Source organism: Bacillus sp. FSL M7-1345 (genome assembly GCF_038006985.1).
GTDB lineage: Bacteria > Bacillota > Bacilli > Bacillales > Bacillaceae_G > Bacillus_A > Bacillus_A cereus_U.
This window is the reverse complement of the sequence record NZ_JBBOWG010000001.1, coordinates 4786618-4801351: the sequence shown is the minus strand read 5'-3', so window position 1 is coordinate 4801351 and position 14734 is coordinate 4786618. Positions and strand designations below refer to the sequence as shown.

Below are 14734 nucleotides of genomic sequence, written 5' to 3'. Positions count from 1 at the left end.
ACTTGTTCTTAATTCAGGGGGGAGGGTTTCACAATGGCAAGTGTATATGAAAATAGTTATATGATCGTTTTGATTTTCTTGCTATTAGGTATATTGCTGCCGGTAGTGGCTCTTACATTAGGAAAAAAGCTGCGTCCAAATAAACCGAGTGCAGCGAAAGCGACGACGTATGAGAGTGGAATTGAGCCTTTTCATGATGCAAATATTCGGTTTCATGCTCGTTATTATATTTTCGCTTTATTGTTCGTCATCTTTGATGTAGAAACTTTATTTTTATACCCATGGGCTGTTGCATATGACAAGCTGGGTTTATTTGCACTGATTGAAATGCTCATTTTTGTTGTGATGTTGCTAGTTGGATTAGCGTATGCTTGGAAAAAGAAGGTGTTACAATGGTTATAAATTTTGAGGAATTACACCCGCGGGATCGAGCGGAATTAGAAAGAAATATCTTTTTTTCTACATTGGAACAGTTGAAGGGATGGGCGCGGAGCAACTCTTTATGGCCGATGACATTTGGACTGGCATGCTGTGCGATTGAAATGATGGGAGTAGGCTCATCACATTACGATTTAGATCGATTTGGGTCATTTTTTCGGACTTCACCAAGACAATCGGATGTCATGATTGTGTCAGGAACGGTAACGAAGAAAATGGCGCCTATTGTTCGGCGCTTATATGATCAAATGCCTGAACCAAAGTGGGTAATTGCGATGGGGTCTTGTGCAACAGCCGGTGGTCCGTATGTGAATTCGTATGCTGTTGTGAAAGGTGTAGATCAAATTGTACCAGTTGATGTGTATATTCCTGGATGCCCTCCAAATCCTGCTGCTTTAATTTATGGAATTAATAAATTAAAAGAAAAAATTCGTTACGAGGCAAGGACCGGGAAGCAGGTGACGAATAAATGAGTGATCCAAATAAAGACTTAGAAAGCATGAAAAGAGAAGCAGCCCGTCATGCGAAAGAGGAAGCGCGAAAACGTCTTGCTGCGAAACATGAGGCGGAAATGTCTAAACTTGAAGAACATCGAGAAAACGAGAAAGCGCTACCAAAAGATAAGGGGTTTAATGTAGAAGAAGCGAAGGCGAAAGCCGCAGCAGCAGCCAAAGCGAAAGTAGCGGCACTAGCGAAGCAGAAGCGAGAAGGAAACGAAGAAGTAACGGACGAAGAAAAAGTCAAAGCGAAGGCGAAAGCCGCAGCAGCCGCAAAAGCAAAAGCGGCGGCATTAGCGAAGCAGAAGCGAGAAGGAAACGAAGAAGTAACGGACGAAGAAAAAGCAAAAGCGAAGGCGAAAGCCGCAGCAGCAGCCAAAGCAAAAGCGGCGGCACTAGCGAAGCAGAAGCGAGAAGGAATAGAAGAAGTAACGGACGAAGAAAAAGCAAAAGCGAAGGCAAAGGCTGTAGCAGTTGCAAAAGCAAAAGCGGCAGCGTTGGCGAAAGTGAAATCCTCGCAAGGTGATGGGGATTCTGGAGATGAGAAAGCAAAAGCAATTGCAGCCGCGAAAGCGAAAGCCGCTGCTGCGGCAAGGGCAAAGGGAGCTGTAAATAAGATAGAAGATGAACCGCAGCAGGAAGAACCATCAGTTAACCAACCATATTTAAATCGCTATGTGGAGATTGTTAAGGAGAAGATAGGGGAATATGCATTAGTAGATTCCTATATTAATAAGCTTTCAAAAGATGTTCCAACGCTTGTGGTGGAGCCTTCAAAATATTATGAAGTGATGGAATTGCTACGATCCCATGAGGGACTTGCTTTTGATTATATGTCAGAGCTACATGCGACGGATTTTGTGACACATATGGAAGTGTATGTTCATTTATTTTCATATGGAAAGAAACAGTCAGTAGCAGTGAAGGTAAAGCTGGATAGGGAAGCGCCGCAAGTAGAATCGGTGACGCCGCTTTGGAAAGGGGCAGATTGGCCGGAGCGTGAAGCGTATGATTTGCTCGGTATTGTATTTGAAGGTCATCCTAATTTATCTCGCATTTTAATGCCAGATGATTGGGTAGGGTATCCGCTTAGGAAAGATTATGAACCGTATGATGTGGAGGTGTAGCTTGTGATCCGTACGGAAGAGATGCTCTTAAATGTAGGACCGCAGCACCCGAGTACACATGGTGTGTTTCGGCTTGTAATTAAGATTGACGGGGAAATTATTAAAGAGGCTACACCGGTTATCGGATATTTGCATCGCGGAACAGAAAAGATCGCTGAGAGCTTACAATATACGCAAATTATCCCGTATACAGATCGAATGGACTATCTATCAGCGATGACGAATAATTACGTCCTTTGCCATGCTGTAGAGACGATGATGGATCTTGAGATTCCAGAGCGTGCTGAATATTTACGGGTGCTTGCGATGGAGCTTGGGAGAGTTGCGAGCCATCTCGTCTGGTGGGGAACGAACTTGCTTGATATAGGAGCGGTTAGCCCGTTTCTATACGCCTTTCGTGAACGAGAGATGATTATAAATTTATTAACTGAATTGTGCGGTGCAAGGCTTACTTTTAACTATATGAGAGTTGGCGGCGTGAAGTGGGATGCGCCAGACGGCTGGATTGAAAAGGTGAAAGAGTTTGTTCCATATATGAGAGAGCAATTGGCAGGTTACCACGATCTCGTTAGCGGAAATGAAATTTTCTTAAATCGTGTGAAAGGCGTTGGTATATATAACGCGGAAGAGGCGATTTCATATTCTTTAAGCGGAGCGAATTTACGGTGCACGGGGGTAAAATGGGATCTTCGTAAAGATGAGCCGTATTCTATTTATGATCGTTTTGACTTTGATGTTCCTGTTGGGAGCGTGGGAGATGCTTGGGATCGCTACGTTTGCCGGATGGAGGAAATTGAGGAGTCATTGAAAATTATTGAGCAAGCAGCCGAGCAGTTCCCGAAAGACGGCGCTGTGCTGGCGAAAGTCCCGAAAATTATTAAGGCACCTAAGGGAGAAGCGTTCGTCCGTATAGAGTCACCGCGTGGAGAGATTGGCTGTTATATTGCTAGTGATGGAAAGAAAGAGCCGTACCGTTTGAAATTTCGTAGACCGTCTTTTTATAATTTGCAAATCCTACCGAAATTATTGAAAGGTGAAAATATCGCCAATTTAATTACGATTTTAGGTGGGGTTGATATTGTACTTGGGGAGGTTGACGGCTAATGATTGAGACGCTCTTACAATCACCTTCAAGCTGGACGAATTTCTTCATTTTTTTCGGGTTAGCGGTGCTTCTATTATTTGCAGTCCTTGGCTTCGTTACATACGGTATTTTGGCAGAACGGAAAGTGATGGGATTTATGCAAGGACGGATTGGGCCAAACCAAGTTGGGGGCCGGTTCGGTTTACTCCAAACGGTAGCTGATGTTTTGAAACTGTTATTAAAAGAAGATAGCATTCCGAAAGCTGCTGATAAACCGTTGTTTATATTAGCGCCTGTTATTGCATTCGCACCAGCGTTTATGGTGCTTGCGGTTATCCCGTTTACTGATAAATTTCAGTTCGCGGATATTGGCGTAGGGTTACTGTATTACATTGCTGTTTCTGGGATTACGACGATCGGAGTTGTGACCGGGGGATGGGCATCAAATAATAAGTATTCCCTTTTAGGAGGGATGCGAGCGGCGGCACAAATGATTTCTTATGAGATTCCACTTGTGATGAGTGTAATTGGTGTCGTTTTGTTAGCTGGTAGTCTTAACTTGAATGAAATTGTAGCGGCGCAGGAGAAGGTATGGTACATTTTCGCACAGCCAATCGGTTTCGTCATTTTCTTAATCGCGGCAGTTGCAGAGTTAAATAGGACGCCGTTTGATTTACCAGAAGCGGAGTCAGAACTTGTTTCAGGATACCATACGGAATACTCAGGGTTTCGCTGGGCGTTTTTCATGCTTTCAGAGTATGTATATTTCTTCGGAATGGCATCTTTAATTACAGTACTCTTTTTAGGCGGATGGAATCCAGTTATGTTCCTTGGATTTATTCCAGGAGCCGTATGGTTTGCTTTGAAATTCAGCAGTGTGGTCTTTCTATTGATTTGGTTCCGCGTTACGTTCCCACGTATAAGAGGTGACCAGTTAATGGAGTTTGGATGGAAAGTATTATTACCGATCGCGCTTGCAAATATTTTCTTAACGGCATTGATTAAGGAGCTATTCTTCTAATCTATGAAGGGGGTGCCAGCAAGAGATGAAAGGACTATTTAAAGGGTTAAAATATACGCTTAGTAATTTGAGTAAGAAAAAGGTGACGTATGATTATCCAAATCAACCGTTGCCATTACCAGACCGCTTTCGAGGTATTCAAAAGTTTTATCCAGAGAAATGTATTGTTTGTAATCAGTGTTCCAACATTTGTCCGACAGATTGCATTCAATTAACAGGAAAAAAACATCCTGATCCTACAAAAAAAGGAAAAATTATCGACACGTATGATATTAATTTTGAAATTTGTATTCTTTGCGATTTATGTACAGAAGTTTGCCCGACAGAGGCGATTGTAATGACAAATAACTTTGAACTCGCAGAGTATTCACGTGATGATTTATTTAAAAATTTGCAGTGGCTTGACGAGAACGACGAGAACGTCAGGAAGGAGAATAAAGCATGAATGGCGAGTTTGTAGCTTTCTTTATATTATCCTTGTCTGCGATTATCGGCGGCGTTCTTATGCTGAATTTAACGAAAGTAATGCATATGATGCTGGCCCTTGTGCTTACGTTCCTTAGCATTGCGGGTTTGTACTTTCTCTTATCAGCCGAATTTATCGGAGTTGCACAAATTTTACTTTACTCTGGTGCGATCACTATTATTATGATTTTTGGCATTATGTTAACGAAACATAACGCGGAAAATGAATCGCGCCTTACTCTTCGAAAATGGATTATCTTCTTTGCGGTTGTAGCATTTGGAGCAGTTATGTATTTCGCTGTTAATAGTATCGATTTTTCAAATCAAAGCACACAAGGAAGTTTACCTCTCCATGAAAACAACACACTTCAAATCGGTACACTTCTCTATTCAAAATATATTATTCCATTTGAGTTAACCTCAGTTCTTTTACTTGTAGCACTTGTAGGAGCGATTATCCTTGCGAAGAAGGATGAGGGAGAGGAGGATTCCCCATGAGTAGCGTTCCAGCTTCTGCGTATTTAACACTTGCGATTATTTTGTTTTGCATCGGCTTATTTGGAGCTTTAACAAAGCGAAATACAGTAATTGTATTAGTTTGTATCGAATTGATGCTAAACGCGGCCAATTTAAATTTAGTAGCGTTTAGTAAATTAGGCTTGTTTCCGAATTTAACAGGACAAATTTTTTCGCTGTTTACGATGTCTGTAGCGGCAGCGGAGGCAGCGGTAGGTCTTGCAATTTTGATTGCTTTGTACCGTAATCGCCCGACAGTTCATGTAGATGAGATGGATACGCTCAAAGGATAGCATTGTGACCGAAAAGGGGGAAGGAAACAATGATTGATTATGCATGGCTCATACCGCTTTTCCCGCTTGTTTCATTTTTGTTACTTATTGTGTTCGGGAAGAAAATTAGAGAGGGAAGTAGTGTACTAGGTATTTTCTTTACCTTTCTCTCCTTTATATCCGCGGTAGTGGTACTAATAGAACGGTTTTCATCCGAGGCAGTGAAGCATAAGTGGGTATGGCTTAGGGTAGGAGATATAGATATATCATTTGGTTTTGAAGTTACCGCATTAGGAGCTTTAATGTTGTTTATCGTTACGCTTGTGAGTTTTCTTGTACATGTGTACTCAAAAGGTTATATGAAAGGTGACACCAGATTATCAACCTTTTATGCATATTTAGGGCTCTTTACATTTGCGATGCTTGGGCTAGTTATATCGACGAATTTATTACAGCTTTATATATTTTGGGAGTTAGTCGGCCTTGGTTCGTTTTTACTTATCGGTTTTTATTTCTTTAAAGAAGAAGCGAAGGCTGCTGCGAAAAAGGCTTTTATTATGACACGCATTGGGGATGTTGGGCTATTTGTTGGGATGATTTTAATTTTTTGGCACGCAGGTAGTTTTGAATATGACGCGATTTTTAAAGCGATTCATACGGGCGACCTCTCTCCTTCTATGATTACAATAACGGCGATATTAATTTTTATCGGTGCGATGGGGAAATCGGGTCAGTTCCCGCTTCATACATGGTTGCCAGATGCAATGGAAGGACCGACGCCTGTTTCGGCACTTATTCACGCGGCAACGATGGTTGCAGCCGGCGTATATTTAGTAGCGACGATGTTTCCGCTATTTTCAGCAAGTGCGGTAGCGATGCAAACTGTGGCAATCGTTGGGGCTTTCACCGCAATCTTTGCGGCCTCTATTGGTCTAGTGCAAACAGATATTAAGAGGGTTCTTGCTTATTCTACAGTTAGTCAGCTCGGGTATATGATGCTTGCGCTAGGCTCTGCTGGTTATGTAGCTGGTATCTTTCACTTAACGACACATGCCTTTTTTAAAGCATTATTGTTTCTGGCAGCAGGAAGTGTAATTCATGCAGTCCATACGCAAAACATTAATAAAATGGGCGGTTTACAGAAAAAGATGAAAGTAACCGGTGCACTATTTTTAATAGGCACACTTGCAATTAGTGGTGTTCCTCTTCTTTCCGGATTTTTTAGTAAAGATGAAATTTTAGCGGCGGCTTGGATGAATGGTAATTACTTTCTATTCGTTTTAGCAGTAATTGCGGCATTTCTAACAGCATTTTATATGTTCCGTCTATACTTTCTTGTCTTTACAGGGGAAACAAAGACGAAGGAAGAGGTGCATGAATCGCCTCGCACCATGACGTATCCGATGATTGTCCTTGGTGTTCTTGCGGTAGTGGCAGGCTATATAAATACACCGTGGTTCGGGACGTTTCTTGGGGAGTGGCTGACGAAGGATATAGGATTCAAGGTGAAGGAAGTGCATGGACCTGTTTGGATTATGGTTGTTGCGACGCTCGTTTCATTCGCTGGAATTGCCCTCGCATATTTCATATATGGTAAGAAATCTATCTCTAGAGATTGGGCCGGCGGAGAAGGGACGCCACTTTATAACCTTTTGAAAGAAAAATATTATGTGGATGAACTATACAATGTGACGGTGCTTCCTATTACGAAAGGAATCGCTCATGTGCTTCGCTTATTTGAAGTATACGTTGTAGAAGGAATCGTAGTTTTAATTGCTGGACTCGTTAAAGGTATGAGTGGCCTAGGATCACGGCTTCAAAACGGGAATGTACAAGTGTATGGAACTGTAACAGCAGTTTCGCTCGCAGTGCTCCTAATTATTTTGTTATATACGGGAGGGGATTTACGATGAATGGATTGCTATTAACGTTCTTCATTTTTTCCCCACTTTTAGGAATTCTCTTGCTTTTATTAACGCCGAAACGAGAATCGCGTACAGTGCAGGCGCTTGGTTTATTCGGAACGGCGCTTCCATTTGGAATTGCTATCGTCCTCGCTTGTACATACGCTTCAGGAAAGAGTTTATCGATATTTGATGAAAAAGTGAAATGGATTAAATTTGGGGATTTCACAGCAGTGGACAAAAGGTGGTTTTCAATTTATTACGAGCTTGGTATTGATGGTTTATCGCTTGTAATGATGGTGCTCACAGCCCTTCTAGCGATGCTTGCAGCTATTGCGGCATTTTCTATTAAAAGAAATTTGAAAGCATTCTACATGCTGTTACTCATGCTAGAAATAGGGATGCTCGGTGTCTTCGCTGCTCAAAATTTAATGCTGTTCTTCATCTTCTTTGAAATTACGTTGCCGCCAATGTTTTTATTAATTGGCAAGTGGGGGAAATTGTCGAGTGAAAAGGCTGCATATAGTTATTTAATATATAACGGTATTGGATCAGCTATTTTACTTATCGTTTTCTCGGTTTTATTTGCGAAAACAGGTACGACAAATATTGCGGAGCTTAAAGAAATATTAACGAGTGTAGGTGCTGGGGGAGGAATGGCTGTCTCAAGTAGCTTACAGTTCGGCTTGTTTCTTGCCATAATGATTGCTTTTGCGATTAAACTCCCTGTTTTCCCTTTGCATCGCTGGATGGTCAATGTACACATAGAAGCGCATCCGGCCGTAGTTATGCTTCACGCGGGGGTTTTGCTGAAGATTGGCGCATACGGTATTGTTCGATTCGGGAAAGGATTATTCCCAGAATATTTTCGTGATTTTGCAACGCTAATTGCGATTTTAGGAGTCATTAATTTATTGTACGGGGCCTTTCTAGCACTCATCCAAACGGACTTTAGAAAGGTGCTTGCTTACTCTAGTATTTCGCATATGGGCATTGTATTAATGGGTCTTGCGGCGTTAAATGCACCAGGTACACAAGGGGCGCTGTTCCAAGTTGTGTCTCACGGTTTAATTGCGGCCTTGCTCTTCTTCTTGCTTGGCATTATTGAAGAGCGTTTCGGGACTTCGGATATTACAGCACTTGGTGGACTTGCAAAAAGTGTTCCAGTACTTAGCGGTTTCTTCCTAGCGGGCGGTATGGCATCGCTTGGAATGCCAGGGATGTCTGGATTTATTAGCGAATTCCTTGCCTTTCTCGGTTTATTCCAAGGAAAACCGGTTATCGCTGCCGCAGGTGTACTTGGAATTATTTTGACCGCTGTATACGTATTAAGAGCGACACTTCAAGTGACATTTGGTAAGAAAGAATGGGAAGTGAAATCTGATATACACGGATGGGAGTACGTTCCTGTTATAGTGCTTATTGTTTGTATTATTGCAATTGGGGTAATGCCAGAACTACTAGGGGATCCACTTCAAACTACATTGAAAACATTGGGGGTGAAGTAGGATGGATATGAACACATTACTTAGCTTATCATGGCATCTCATGGTACCAGAATTCATTATTCTCGGGGCGGCCATCCTTCTTTCCATATGTGATTTGTTTTTTAAGCTGAACCATAGGTACGTAGCGATTAGTGCAATTGCCGCTGTCTTGTTAGCGATAGTGTCATTAATTTCGCTATACAGCGAACCGGCAGGAGATATTTTAAATGGATCGTTTGTGCTAGATGGATTTTCAAAAGGGTTTAAAACGTTGTTGTTAGGCGGAGCAGCTCTCGTTTTATGTATGGCAATGAGCGATGACAAGAAGGAGCCTATTCAAGATAAAGGAGAATATTATTACTTGTTTTTAATGGCGCTCCTAGGAGCGATGTTCATGGCTTCTAGCGTTGATTTCATCACATTGTTCGTTGGTTTAGAACTGCTCTCGCTTTCTTCGTATATTCTAGTAGGAATCCGAAAGAGAAACCGCGCATCAAATGAGGCAGCGATGAAATACGTCATTAACGGAGGAATTGGAACAGCAATTACGCTCTTTGGAATGAGCTATTTATACGGTATTACAGGGTCGACCAACATAGTGGAAATGCAAAAGGTATTTACGCAAGAGCTGGCTGGTGGCATTCAATTATTGTTAGCTCTTGCATTTCTACTACTGCTCGTTGGACTCTCGTTCAAAATTGCAACAGTGCCGTTTCATATGTGGGCACCAGATGTGTATGAGGGAGCCGCTACACCTGTCACTGCCTTTCTTGGAACAATTTCTAAAATTGCCGGGTTTTTACTCATTACTCGCCTGTTCCTAATGGTTTTTGCAGGTGTGGCAATCCAAGGAGACGCACAATCTTTATACGGGCGTATGAGCATATACATTGCGGTGCTAGCGAGTATTACGATGATTGTTGGGAACGTAGTAGCATTAAAACAATACAACGTAAAACGTCTATTTGCCTATTCAGGTATCGCGCATGCTGGGTATTTGCTAGTCCCCCTTGTAGCGCTATCACAGTTTACGATGGATAGTATGTGGTTTTATATGCTTGCATATATGCTTATGAATATAGGAGCATTTGCAATCATCCACGGATTAATCTTACAAAATGATAAGGAAAATATGACGATTTTTACAGGGTTATATAAGCGATCTCCCTTTACAGCTATAGTGATGACGATCTTTATTTTATCGTTAGCTGGAATACCGGGGACAGCAGGTTTCATCGGGAAAATTAACATCTTTTTAGGGGCACTTCATGTTGAACCGGCTCATTACGTATTAGTTTCTATTATGATGGGGACAACAGTTATTTCATTCGTATATTACTTCCGGATATTACAGCAAATGTTTTTCCGCACGGGAGAGACAGAAGAAAAGCTTCGGTTACCGTTAAATATAAAGATTGTCATGAGTCTTTGCGCAATTTCAATTGTAATACTGGGGATTATGCCGATGATTGGTTACAATTTCTTCTATGAATATTTTCCATTAATGAAAGATTTCTTCTTCTTAGGGAACGTGGTACAATAGTAAAAATAAAAGGTGTAGAGTCCGTACTCTACGCTTTTTATTGTGGAGTAACAGCAAATGAAAACACCTATAGGTATATGTTTTTTAACAGAAAATTACGATGTAAAATGTAAGATGCTTATTTGCGTGTGAAAAAGTGTGGCTCCTACTTATTTATGGTATCGTTTTTTACATTTTGCGTAAGTAGTAGCCAAGCAAAAAAAGGGGTCGATTTTTTGGCACATCTTTTAGGGCAACAAGCACTGATTGCCATTGTTTCACATTTATTATTTATTACCATTACGTGGTGGGCCTTACAAGGTATTCACATTGAGCGCTTAATGAAATCTGGGAAAGTGATGCAGACGAGAGTATTACTCATCCTAATTACAATTACAATTGGGACATCTGTAAGTAACTTTTTCCTTGATTATTTAGGCTATTCAAAGAGTTTAACGTATTTAGTAAAGTAAGTGTATAGAACCTCATATCTCCGTTAACAATGGGGATAGGAGGGGATGAAATTGAAGTTTAAAGCCATTCTTATCGTTATCGTAAGTGTTGTTTTATTTTTGGTTGGATATAAAGAGATGAAACCTATAAGCGATGAACAGAAAATGGAGAGCATGATTGCAGCTTTAGAGAAGAACGATGCAAAAGTAGAGCGGTGGTCATGGTTAGCGCGAGAAACGAAAACAATTTCTAATATACATACGTTTCAAAAACTGTTAAACGATGTGAAGGAAGAGGCAAACATCGAAAGTTGGGAATTAGAACAATCTCCAGATGGATATAAGGCTACATCCTATAAAAAATCTTCTTCACATGAAGAACGAATAGTAGTAACTTGGAGTAAGGAAAATACTAAAGAAAACACTTTTATTATTTTTGAAGTGAGCGGGGCGAAATGGGACCCAAAGTATGTTCAGAGAATGAATGGGATTTTTAGCGAAAAACCTATAATTTACACTTGTGTTCAAGGTGTATTGAATGATAAGATTGAAGGTGTTTTGCAAAATAAAACCAATCAGGTTTTGAAAGATCTTTCAGCAAGAGCGATCGAGCAGATAGAAGAAAGAGCATTTGTATCAGTCTCCGCATATAATAAAAAGTGGAATGACGCTCTTTCAACAAATAGAGAGAAAATAAATGTGCAAATAGCAATACGTTCTACAAACAACAAAGATACAATTGTGGTTGGCACACCGATCATAACTTCTGAGTATTGAGTGAATAGATACTGAAAAAAGGACACGGAGGGGAATAATTTGGAAAAGATCATCGTCCGTGGCGGAAAGCGGTTAAGCGGCACAGTGCGTGTTGAGGGCGCAAAAAATGCTGTATTACCTATAATCGCTGCAGCCCTATTAGCGAGTGACGGAAAGAATGTACTATCTGAAGTACCAGTATTATCTGATGTATACACAATTAACGAGGTATTACGTCATTTAAATGCTGAAGTCGTATTTGAAAATAACCAAGTAACAATCGATTCTTCTAAAGAATTAAACATTGAAGCACCATTTGAGTATGTACGTAAGATGCGTGCATCTGTTCAAGTAATGGGACCATTATTAGCACGTAACGGTCGTGCTCGTATTGCACTTCCTGGTGGATGTGCAATTGGTTCACGTCCAATTGACCAACATTTAAAAGGCTTCGAAGCAATGGGAGCGAAAGTAAAAGTTGGTAACGGATTTGTTGAGGCACACGTAGAGGGAGAACTAAAAGGAGCTAAAATTTATTTAGACTTCCCAAGCGTAGGCGCAACAGAAAACATTATGTCTGCAGCTACATTAGCAAAAGGGACAACAGTCCTTGAAAACGCAGCGAAAGAGCCAGAAATCGTTGACTTAGCTAACTTCTTAAATGCAATGGGAGCGAAAGTACGCGGAGCTGGAACTGGAACGATTCGTATTGAAGGCGTTGAGAAATTATATGGTGCAAACCACCCTATTATTCCTGACCGTATTGAAGCAGGAACATTCATGGTTGCAGCGGCAATTACAGGTGGAGACATCTTAATTGAAAATGCTGTGCCTGAACATTTACGCTCAATTACAGCGAAAATGGAAGAAATGGGTGTTAAAATTATTGAGGAAAATGAAGGTGTGCGTGTTATCGGCCCAGATAAGTTAAAAGCGGTTGATATTAAAACTATGCCTCATCCAGGTTTCCCAACAGACATGCAATCACAAATGATGGCATTATTACTACATGCTGATGGAACAAGTATGATTACAGAAACGGTATTCGAAAACCGCTTTATGCACGTTGAAGAATTCCGTCGTATGAATGCTGATATTAAAATCGAAGGTCGTTCTGTAATTATGAACGGTCCAAGTAGCTTACAAGGTGCTGAAGTAGGCGCAACTGATTTACGTGCTGCAGCAGCATTAATCTTAGCTGGTTTAGTATCAGAAGGTTATACTCGTGTAACAGAGTTAAAACATCTTGACCGTGGTTATGTAGATTTCCATAAGAAATTAGCTGCATTAGGTGCAACTATTGAACGTGTAAACGAAAAAGTAGAAGAAGTGAAAGAACAAGAAGTTTCTGATCTTCACGCTTAATTGAAGTAGTCTCTATGTCTTTTGACGTAGAGGCTATTTTTTTTTGGGTTATTACTGTTATAGTCAATAAATTCTATACTTATGCACGTCTCAGTGAAAATATTTAGAAAATTTTCTTTTTATCCCGCTATTTGTGTTCATTAAGACCCCCACCTCAAAACTCCACCTTATTAAAGTTTCACTTTATATCGATACCCCCAAGTATGTTCTAAAAAATCCCGTAGTTCCATAAGAATGAAAGGAATCCAACTTTATATTGGGGGAATAGGATGAAATTTTCAAAGCCACTTTTCATTACAGTAGCGCTCCTAATAGCGCTCGTTATCATTGTACCTGCTGCTCTTGTTATTCCGTTTGCGAAAGCAAAAGTAGGGGAAGAAGCAGCTTCTAAAACTCCTCCAGCGATAGAAAGTATACCAGCTCCAGGGAAAGTGGATACAGCGGTTCAAGTTGCTGTATATCGTGATCAGCAGAAGAAGGTAGAAACATTACCTATGGAGGAGTATGTGGCCGGTGTAGTAGCTTCTGAGATGAATGCCAGCTTTGAAATAGAGGCGCTAAAGGCGCAGGCATTAGCAGCAAGAACATTTGTAGTGCAGCGTATGCTAAGCGGTGGTAAGAAAAACAATGCGGACGTGACAGATACGGTGAAAGATCAAGTGTACAAAAGCAAAGAGGAATTGAAGAAACAATGGGGTAATAACTACGAAAGTAATTTAAAGAAAATTGAGGAAGCCGTTTCGAAAACCGCAGGACAAGTTTTAACGTATGACGGAAAACCAATTTCAGCATCCTTCTTCTCAACGAGTAACGGCCGAACAGAAAATGCAGCTGATTATTGGGGGAATGATTATCCGTATTTGAAAAGCGTAGATAGTCCGTGGGATCAAGCCTCTCCGAAATTTACGAGTGAACAAACATTCACAGTAGCTGACTTTCAAAAACGCCTCGGTGTGAAGGTGCTGGCAGACGGAAAGGTTGGAAACATTAAGGACCTTACGGAAGGAAAGCGTGTAAAGGGTGTAGCATTTCAAGGGAAAACATTAACGGGAAAACAAGTACGTGAAAAGTTAGATTTACGCTCCTCAGACTTTACGTGGAAACAAGAAGGAGATAACATCATCGTTAAGACGAAAGGTTTCGGTCACGGCGTTGGTATGAGCCAGTATGGTGCGAATGGTATGGCACAAGAAGGTAAGAAATATACAGATATCGTCGCTCATTATTATAAAGGAATCGAAATTAAAACGATGAACGATTATGAAGGGAAATTGATGGTGAAAAAATAGAGATGATGGTGCACATACACCTTTATTATATAGGTTGCTACTATTGTAAAACTTTATCGGTAAATCGATATTCCTCGTCGAATCGTTGATATATTGTGAGTAACGATAGATATATTTAAAAAATCGTTGATATATTGTAAGTTATGATAGATATATTCGAAAAATCGTTAATATAATTTCAGTTGCTATGGTATTGTTCAGTAAGGAGAAAATATAAAGGGTTGTCGCCTAGTCGGAAAGTTCGACTTATGGGGCACCCCTTTTGTCATTATTTGTAGAAAAAAATGGAAGGTACTCTTTATGTCAGATGATATTTTATTCGTAAATGAAATTCCGAAAACATCTGTAGGGAAATTCTTAAAAAGAGCACTTCGTGATCAGTTGAAAACTTATATGGTGGAGCAGAAATAGAGAAGAAGGCTATCCTTTAACATGGATGGCCTTCTTTGTTGACGTATTTTAAGTGACGTTGTATAAAATATCATAATTTTCCATTAACTGTTTGGTATAATAAGATAAAAAACATTTGGGGGAGACAG

Annotated in this window: 15 protein-coding genes; all 15 read left to right on the top strand. The window is 40.5% G+C overall.

From position 1 onward, the window contains the following. The first annotated feature begins 33 nt into the window (after positions 1 to 33). The 15 genes from nuoA (at position 34) to spoIID (ending at position 14195) form a co-directional block, all read left to right on the top strand. Positions 34 to 402, top strand: a complete 369-nt coding sequence (gene nuoA, locus MHB76_RS25180; RefSeq protein WP_340988016.1) for an NADH-quinone oxidoreductase subunit NuoA — start codon at positions 34 to 36, stop codon at positions 400 to 402. Beyond that, positions 393 to 911 (top strand): NADH-quinone oxidoreductase subunit NuoB, encoded by a 519-nt coding sequence (gene nuoB / locus MHB76_RS25175; protein ID WP_002113032.1) that lies wholly within the window; start codon positions 393 to 395, stop codon positions 909 to 911. The genes nuoA and nuoB overlap by 10 nt, the downstream gene beginning before the upstream one ends. Beyond that, positions 908 to 2062: an NADH-quinone oxidoreductase subunit C gene (locus MHB76_RS25170; RefSeq protein ID WP_340988014.1), complete on the top strand. Its 1155-nt coding sequence runs from the start codon at positions 908 to 910 to the stop codon at positions 2060 to 2062. The genes nuoB and MHB76_RS25170 overlap by 4 nt, the downstream gene beginning before the upstream one ends. A 3-nt stretch (positions 2063 to 2065) precedes the next feature. Continuing rightward, complete coding sequence (gene nuoD / locus MHB76_RS25165) at positions 2066 to 3166, top strand: NADH-quinone oxidoreductase subunit NuoD (protein ID WP_070170719.1); 1101 nt, start codon at positions 2066 to 2068, stop codon at positions 3164 to 3166. Next, positions 3166 to 4167, top strand: a complete 1002-nt coding sequence (nuoH, locus tag MHB76_RS25160) for an NADH-quinone oxidoreductase subunit NuoH (RefSeq protein ID WP_002144750.1) — start codon at positions 3166 to 3168, stop codon at positions 4165 to 4167. The genes nuoD and nuoH overlap by 1 nt, the downstream gene beginning before the upstream one ends. A 25-nt stretch (positions 4168 to 4192) precedes the next feature. Continuing rightward, positions 4193 to 4612, top strand: a complete 420-nt coding sequence (gene nuoI, locus MHB76_RS25155) for an NADH-quinone oxidoreductase subunit NuoI (RefSeq protein ID WP_000677191.1) — start codon at positions 4193 to 4195, stop codon at positions 4610 to 4612. Continuing rightward, positions 4609 to 5130 carry an NADH-quinone oxidoreductase subunit J gene (locus MHB76_RS25150; RefSeq protein WP_002159789.1) on the top strand — a complete coding sequence of 174 codons (522 nt, stop codon included), beginning with the start codon at positions 4609 to 4611 and terminating at the stop codon, positions 5128 to 5130. The genes nuoI and MHB76_RS25150 overlap by 4 nt, the downstream gene beginning before the upstream one ends. Beyond that, positions 5127 to 5441 (top strand): NADH-quinone oxidoreductase subunit NuoK, encoded by a 315-nt coding sequence (gene nuoK / locus MHB76_RS25145; protein WP_000100081.1) that lies wholly within the window; start codon positions 5127 to 5129, stop codon positions 5439 to 5441. The genes MHB76_RS25150 and nuoK overlap by 4 nt, the downstream gene beginning before the upstream one ends. 29 nt (positions 5442 to 5470) lie before the next feature. After that, positions 5471 to 7333 (top strand): NADH-quinone oxidoreductase subunit L, encoded by a 1863-nt coding sequence (gene nuoL / locus MHB76_RS25140; RefSeq protein ID WP_340988009.1) that lies wholly within the window; start codon positions 5471 to 5473, stop codon positions 7331 to 7333. Next, positions 7330 to 8832 (top strand): NADH-quinone oxidoreductase subunit M, encoded by a 1503-nt coding sequence (locus MHB76_RS25135; RefSeq protein WP_078174838.1) that lies wholly within the window; start codon positions 7330 to 7332, stop codon positions 8830 to 8832. The genes nuoL and MHB76_RS25135 overlap by 4 nt, the downstream gene beginning before the upstream one ends. A 7-nt stretch (positions 8833 to 8839) precedes the next feature. Then, complete coding sequence (gene nuoN / locus MHB76_RS25130) at positions 8840 to 10354, top strand: NADH-quinone oxidoreductase subunit NuoN (RefSeq protein ID WP_340988236.1); 1515 nt, start codon at positions 8840 to 8842, stop codon at positions 10352 to 10354. A gap of 215 nt (positions 10355 to 10569) precedes the next feature. Beyond that, complete coding sequence (locus MHB76_RS25125) at positions 10570 to 10806, top strand: DUF1146 family protein (RefSeq protein WP_002113021.1); 237 nt, start codon at positions 10570 to 10572, stop codon at positions 10804 to 10806. 51 nt (positions 10807 to 10857) lie between these two features. Continuing rightward, entirely contained in the window at positions 10858 to 11562 is a 705-nt protein-coding gene (locus MHB76_RS25120; protein ID WP_002159793.1) for a YwmB family TATA-box binding protein, read from the top strand. Between the two features lie 39 nt (positions 11563 to 11601). Further along, entirely contained in the window at positions 11602 to 12906 is a 1305-nt protein-coding gene (murA, locus tag MHB76_RS25115) for a UDP-N-acetylglucosamine 1-carboxyvinyltransferase (protein ID WP_002068497.1), read from the top strand. A 269-nt stretch (positions 12907 to 13175) separates the two neighbouring features. Beyond that, complete coding sequence (gene spoIID, locus MHB76_RS25110; RefSeq protein WP_340988007.1) at positions 13176 to 14195, top strand: stage II sporulation protein D; 1020 nt, start codon at positions 13176 to 13178, stop codon at positions 14193 to 14195. Positions 14196 to 14734: the final 539 nt, after the last annotated feature.

Bases quoted from the DNA above. Each gene is read 5' to 3' on its own strand.
- nuoA (WP_340988016.1), top strand. From the start codon at position 34: ATGGCAAGTGTATATGAAAATAGTTATATGATCGTTTTGATTTTCTTG.
- nuoL (WP_340988009.1), top strand. From the start codon at position 5,471: ATGATTGATTATGCATGGCTCATACCGCTTTTCCCGCTTGTTTCATTT.
- nuoB (WP_002113032.1), top strand. From the start codon at position 393: ATGGTTATAAATTTTGAGGAATTACACCCGCGGGATCGAGCGGAATTA.
- MHB76_RS25150 (WP_002159789.1), top strand. From the start codon at position 4,609: ATGAATGGCGAGTTTGTAGCTTTCTTTATATTATCCTTGTCTGCGATT.
- nuoI (WP_000677191.1), top strand. From the start codon at position 4,193: ATGAAAGGACTATTTAAAGGGTTAAAATATACGCTTAGTAATTTGAGT.
- MHB76_RS25135 (WP_078174838.1), top strand. From the start codon at position 7,330: ATGAATGGATTGCTATTAACGTTCTTCATTTTTTCCCCACTTTTAGGA.
- nuoH (WP_002144750.1), top strand. From the start codon at position 3,166: ATGATTGAGACGCTCTTACAATCACCTTCAAGCTGGACGAATTTCTTC.
- nuoN (WP_340988236.1), top strand. From the start codon at position 8,840: ATGAACACATTACTTAGCTTATCATGGCATCTCATGGTACCAGAATTC.
- MHB76_RS25170 (WP_340988014.1), top strand. From the start codon at position 908: ATGAGTGATCCAAATAAAGACTTAGAAAGCATGAAAAGAGAAGCAGCC.
- nuoK (WP_000100081.1), top strand. From the start codon at position 5,127: ATGAGTAGCGTTCCAGCTTCTGCGTATTTAACACTTGCGATTATTTTG.
- spoIID (WP_340988007.1), top strand. From the start codon at position 13,176: ATGAAATTTTCAAAGCCACTTTTCATTACAGTAGCGCTCCTAATAGCG.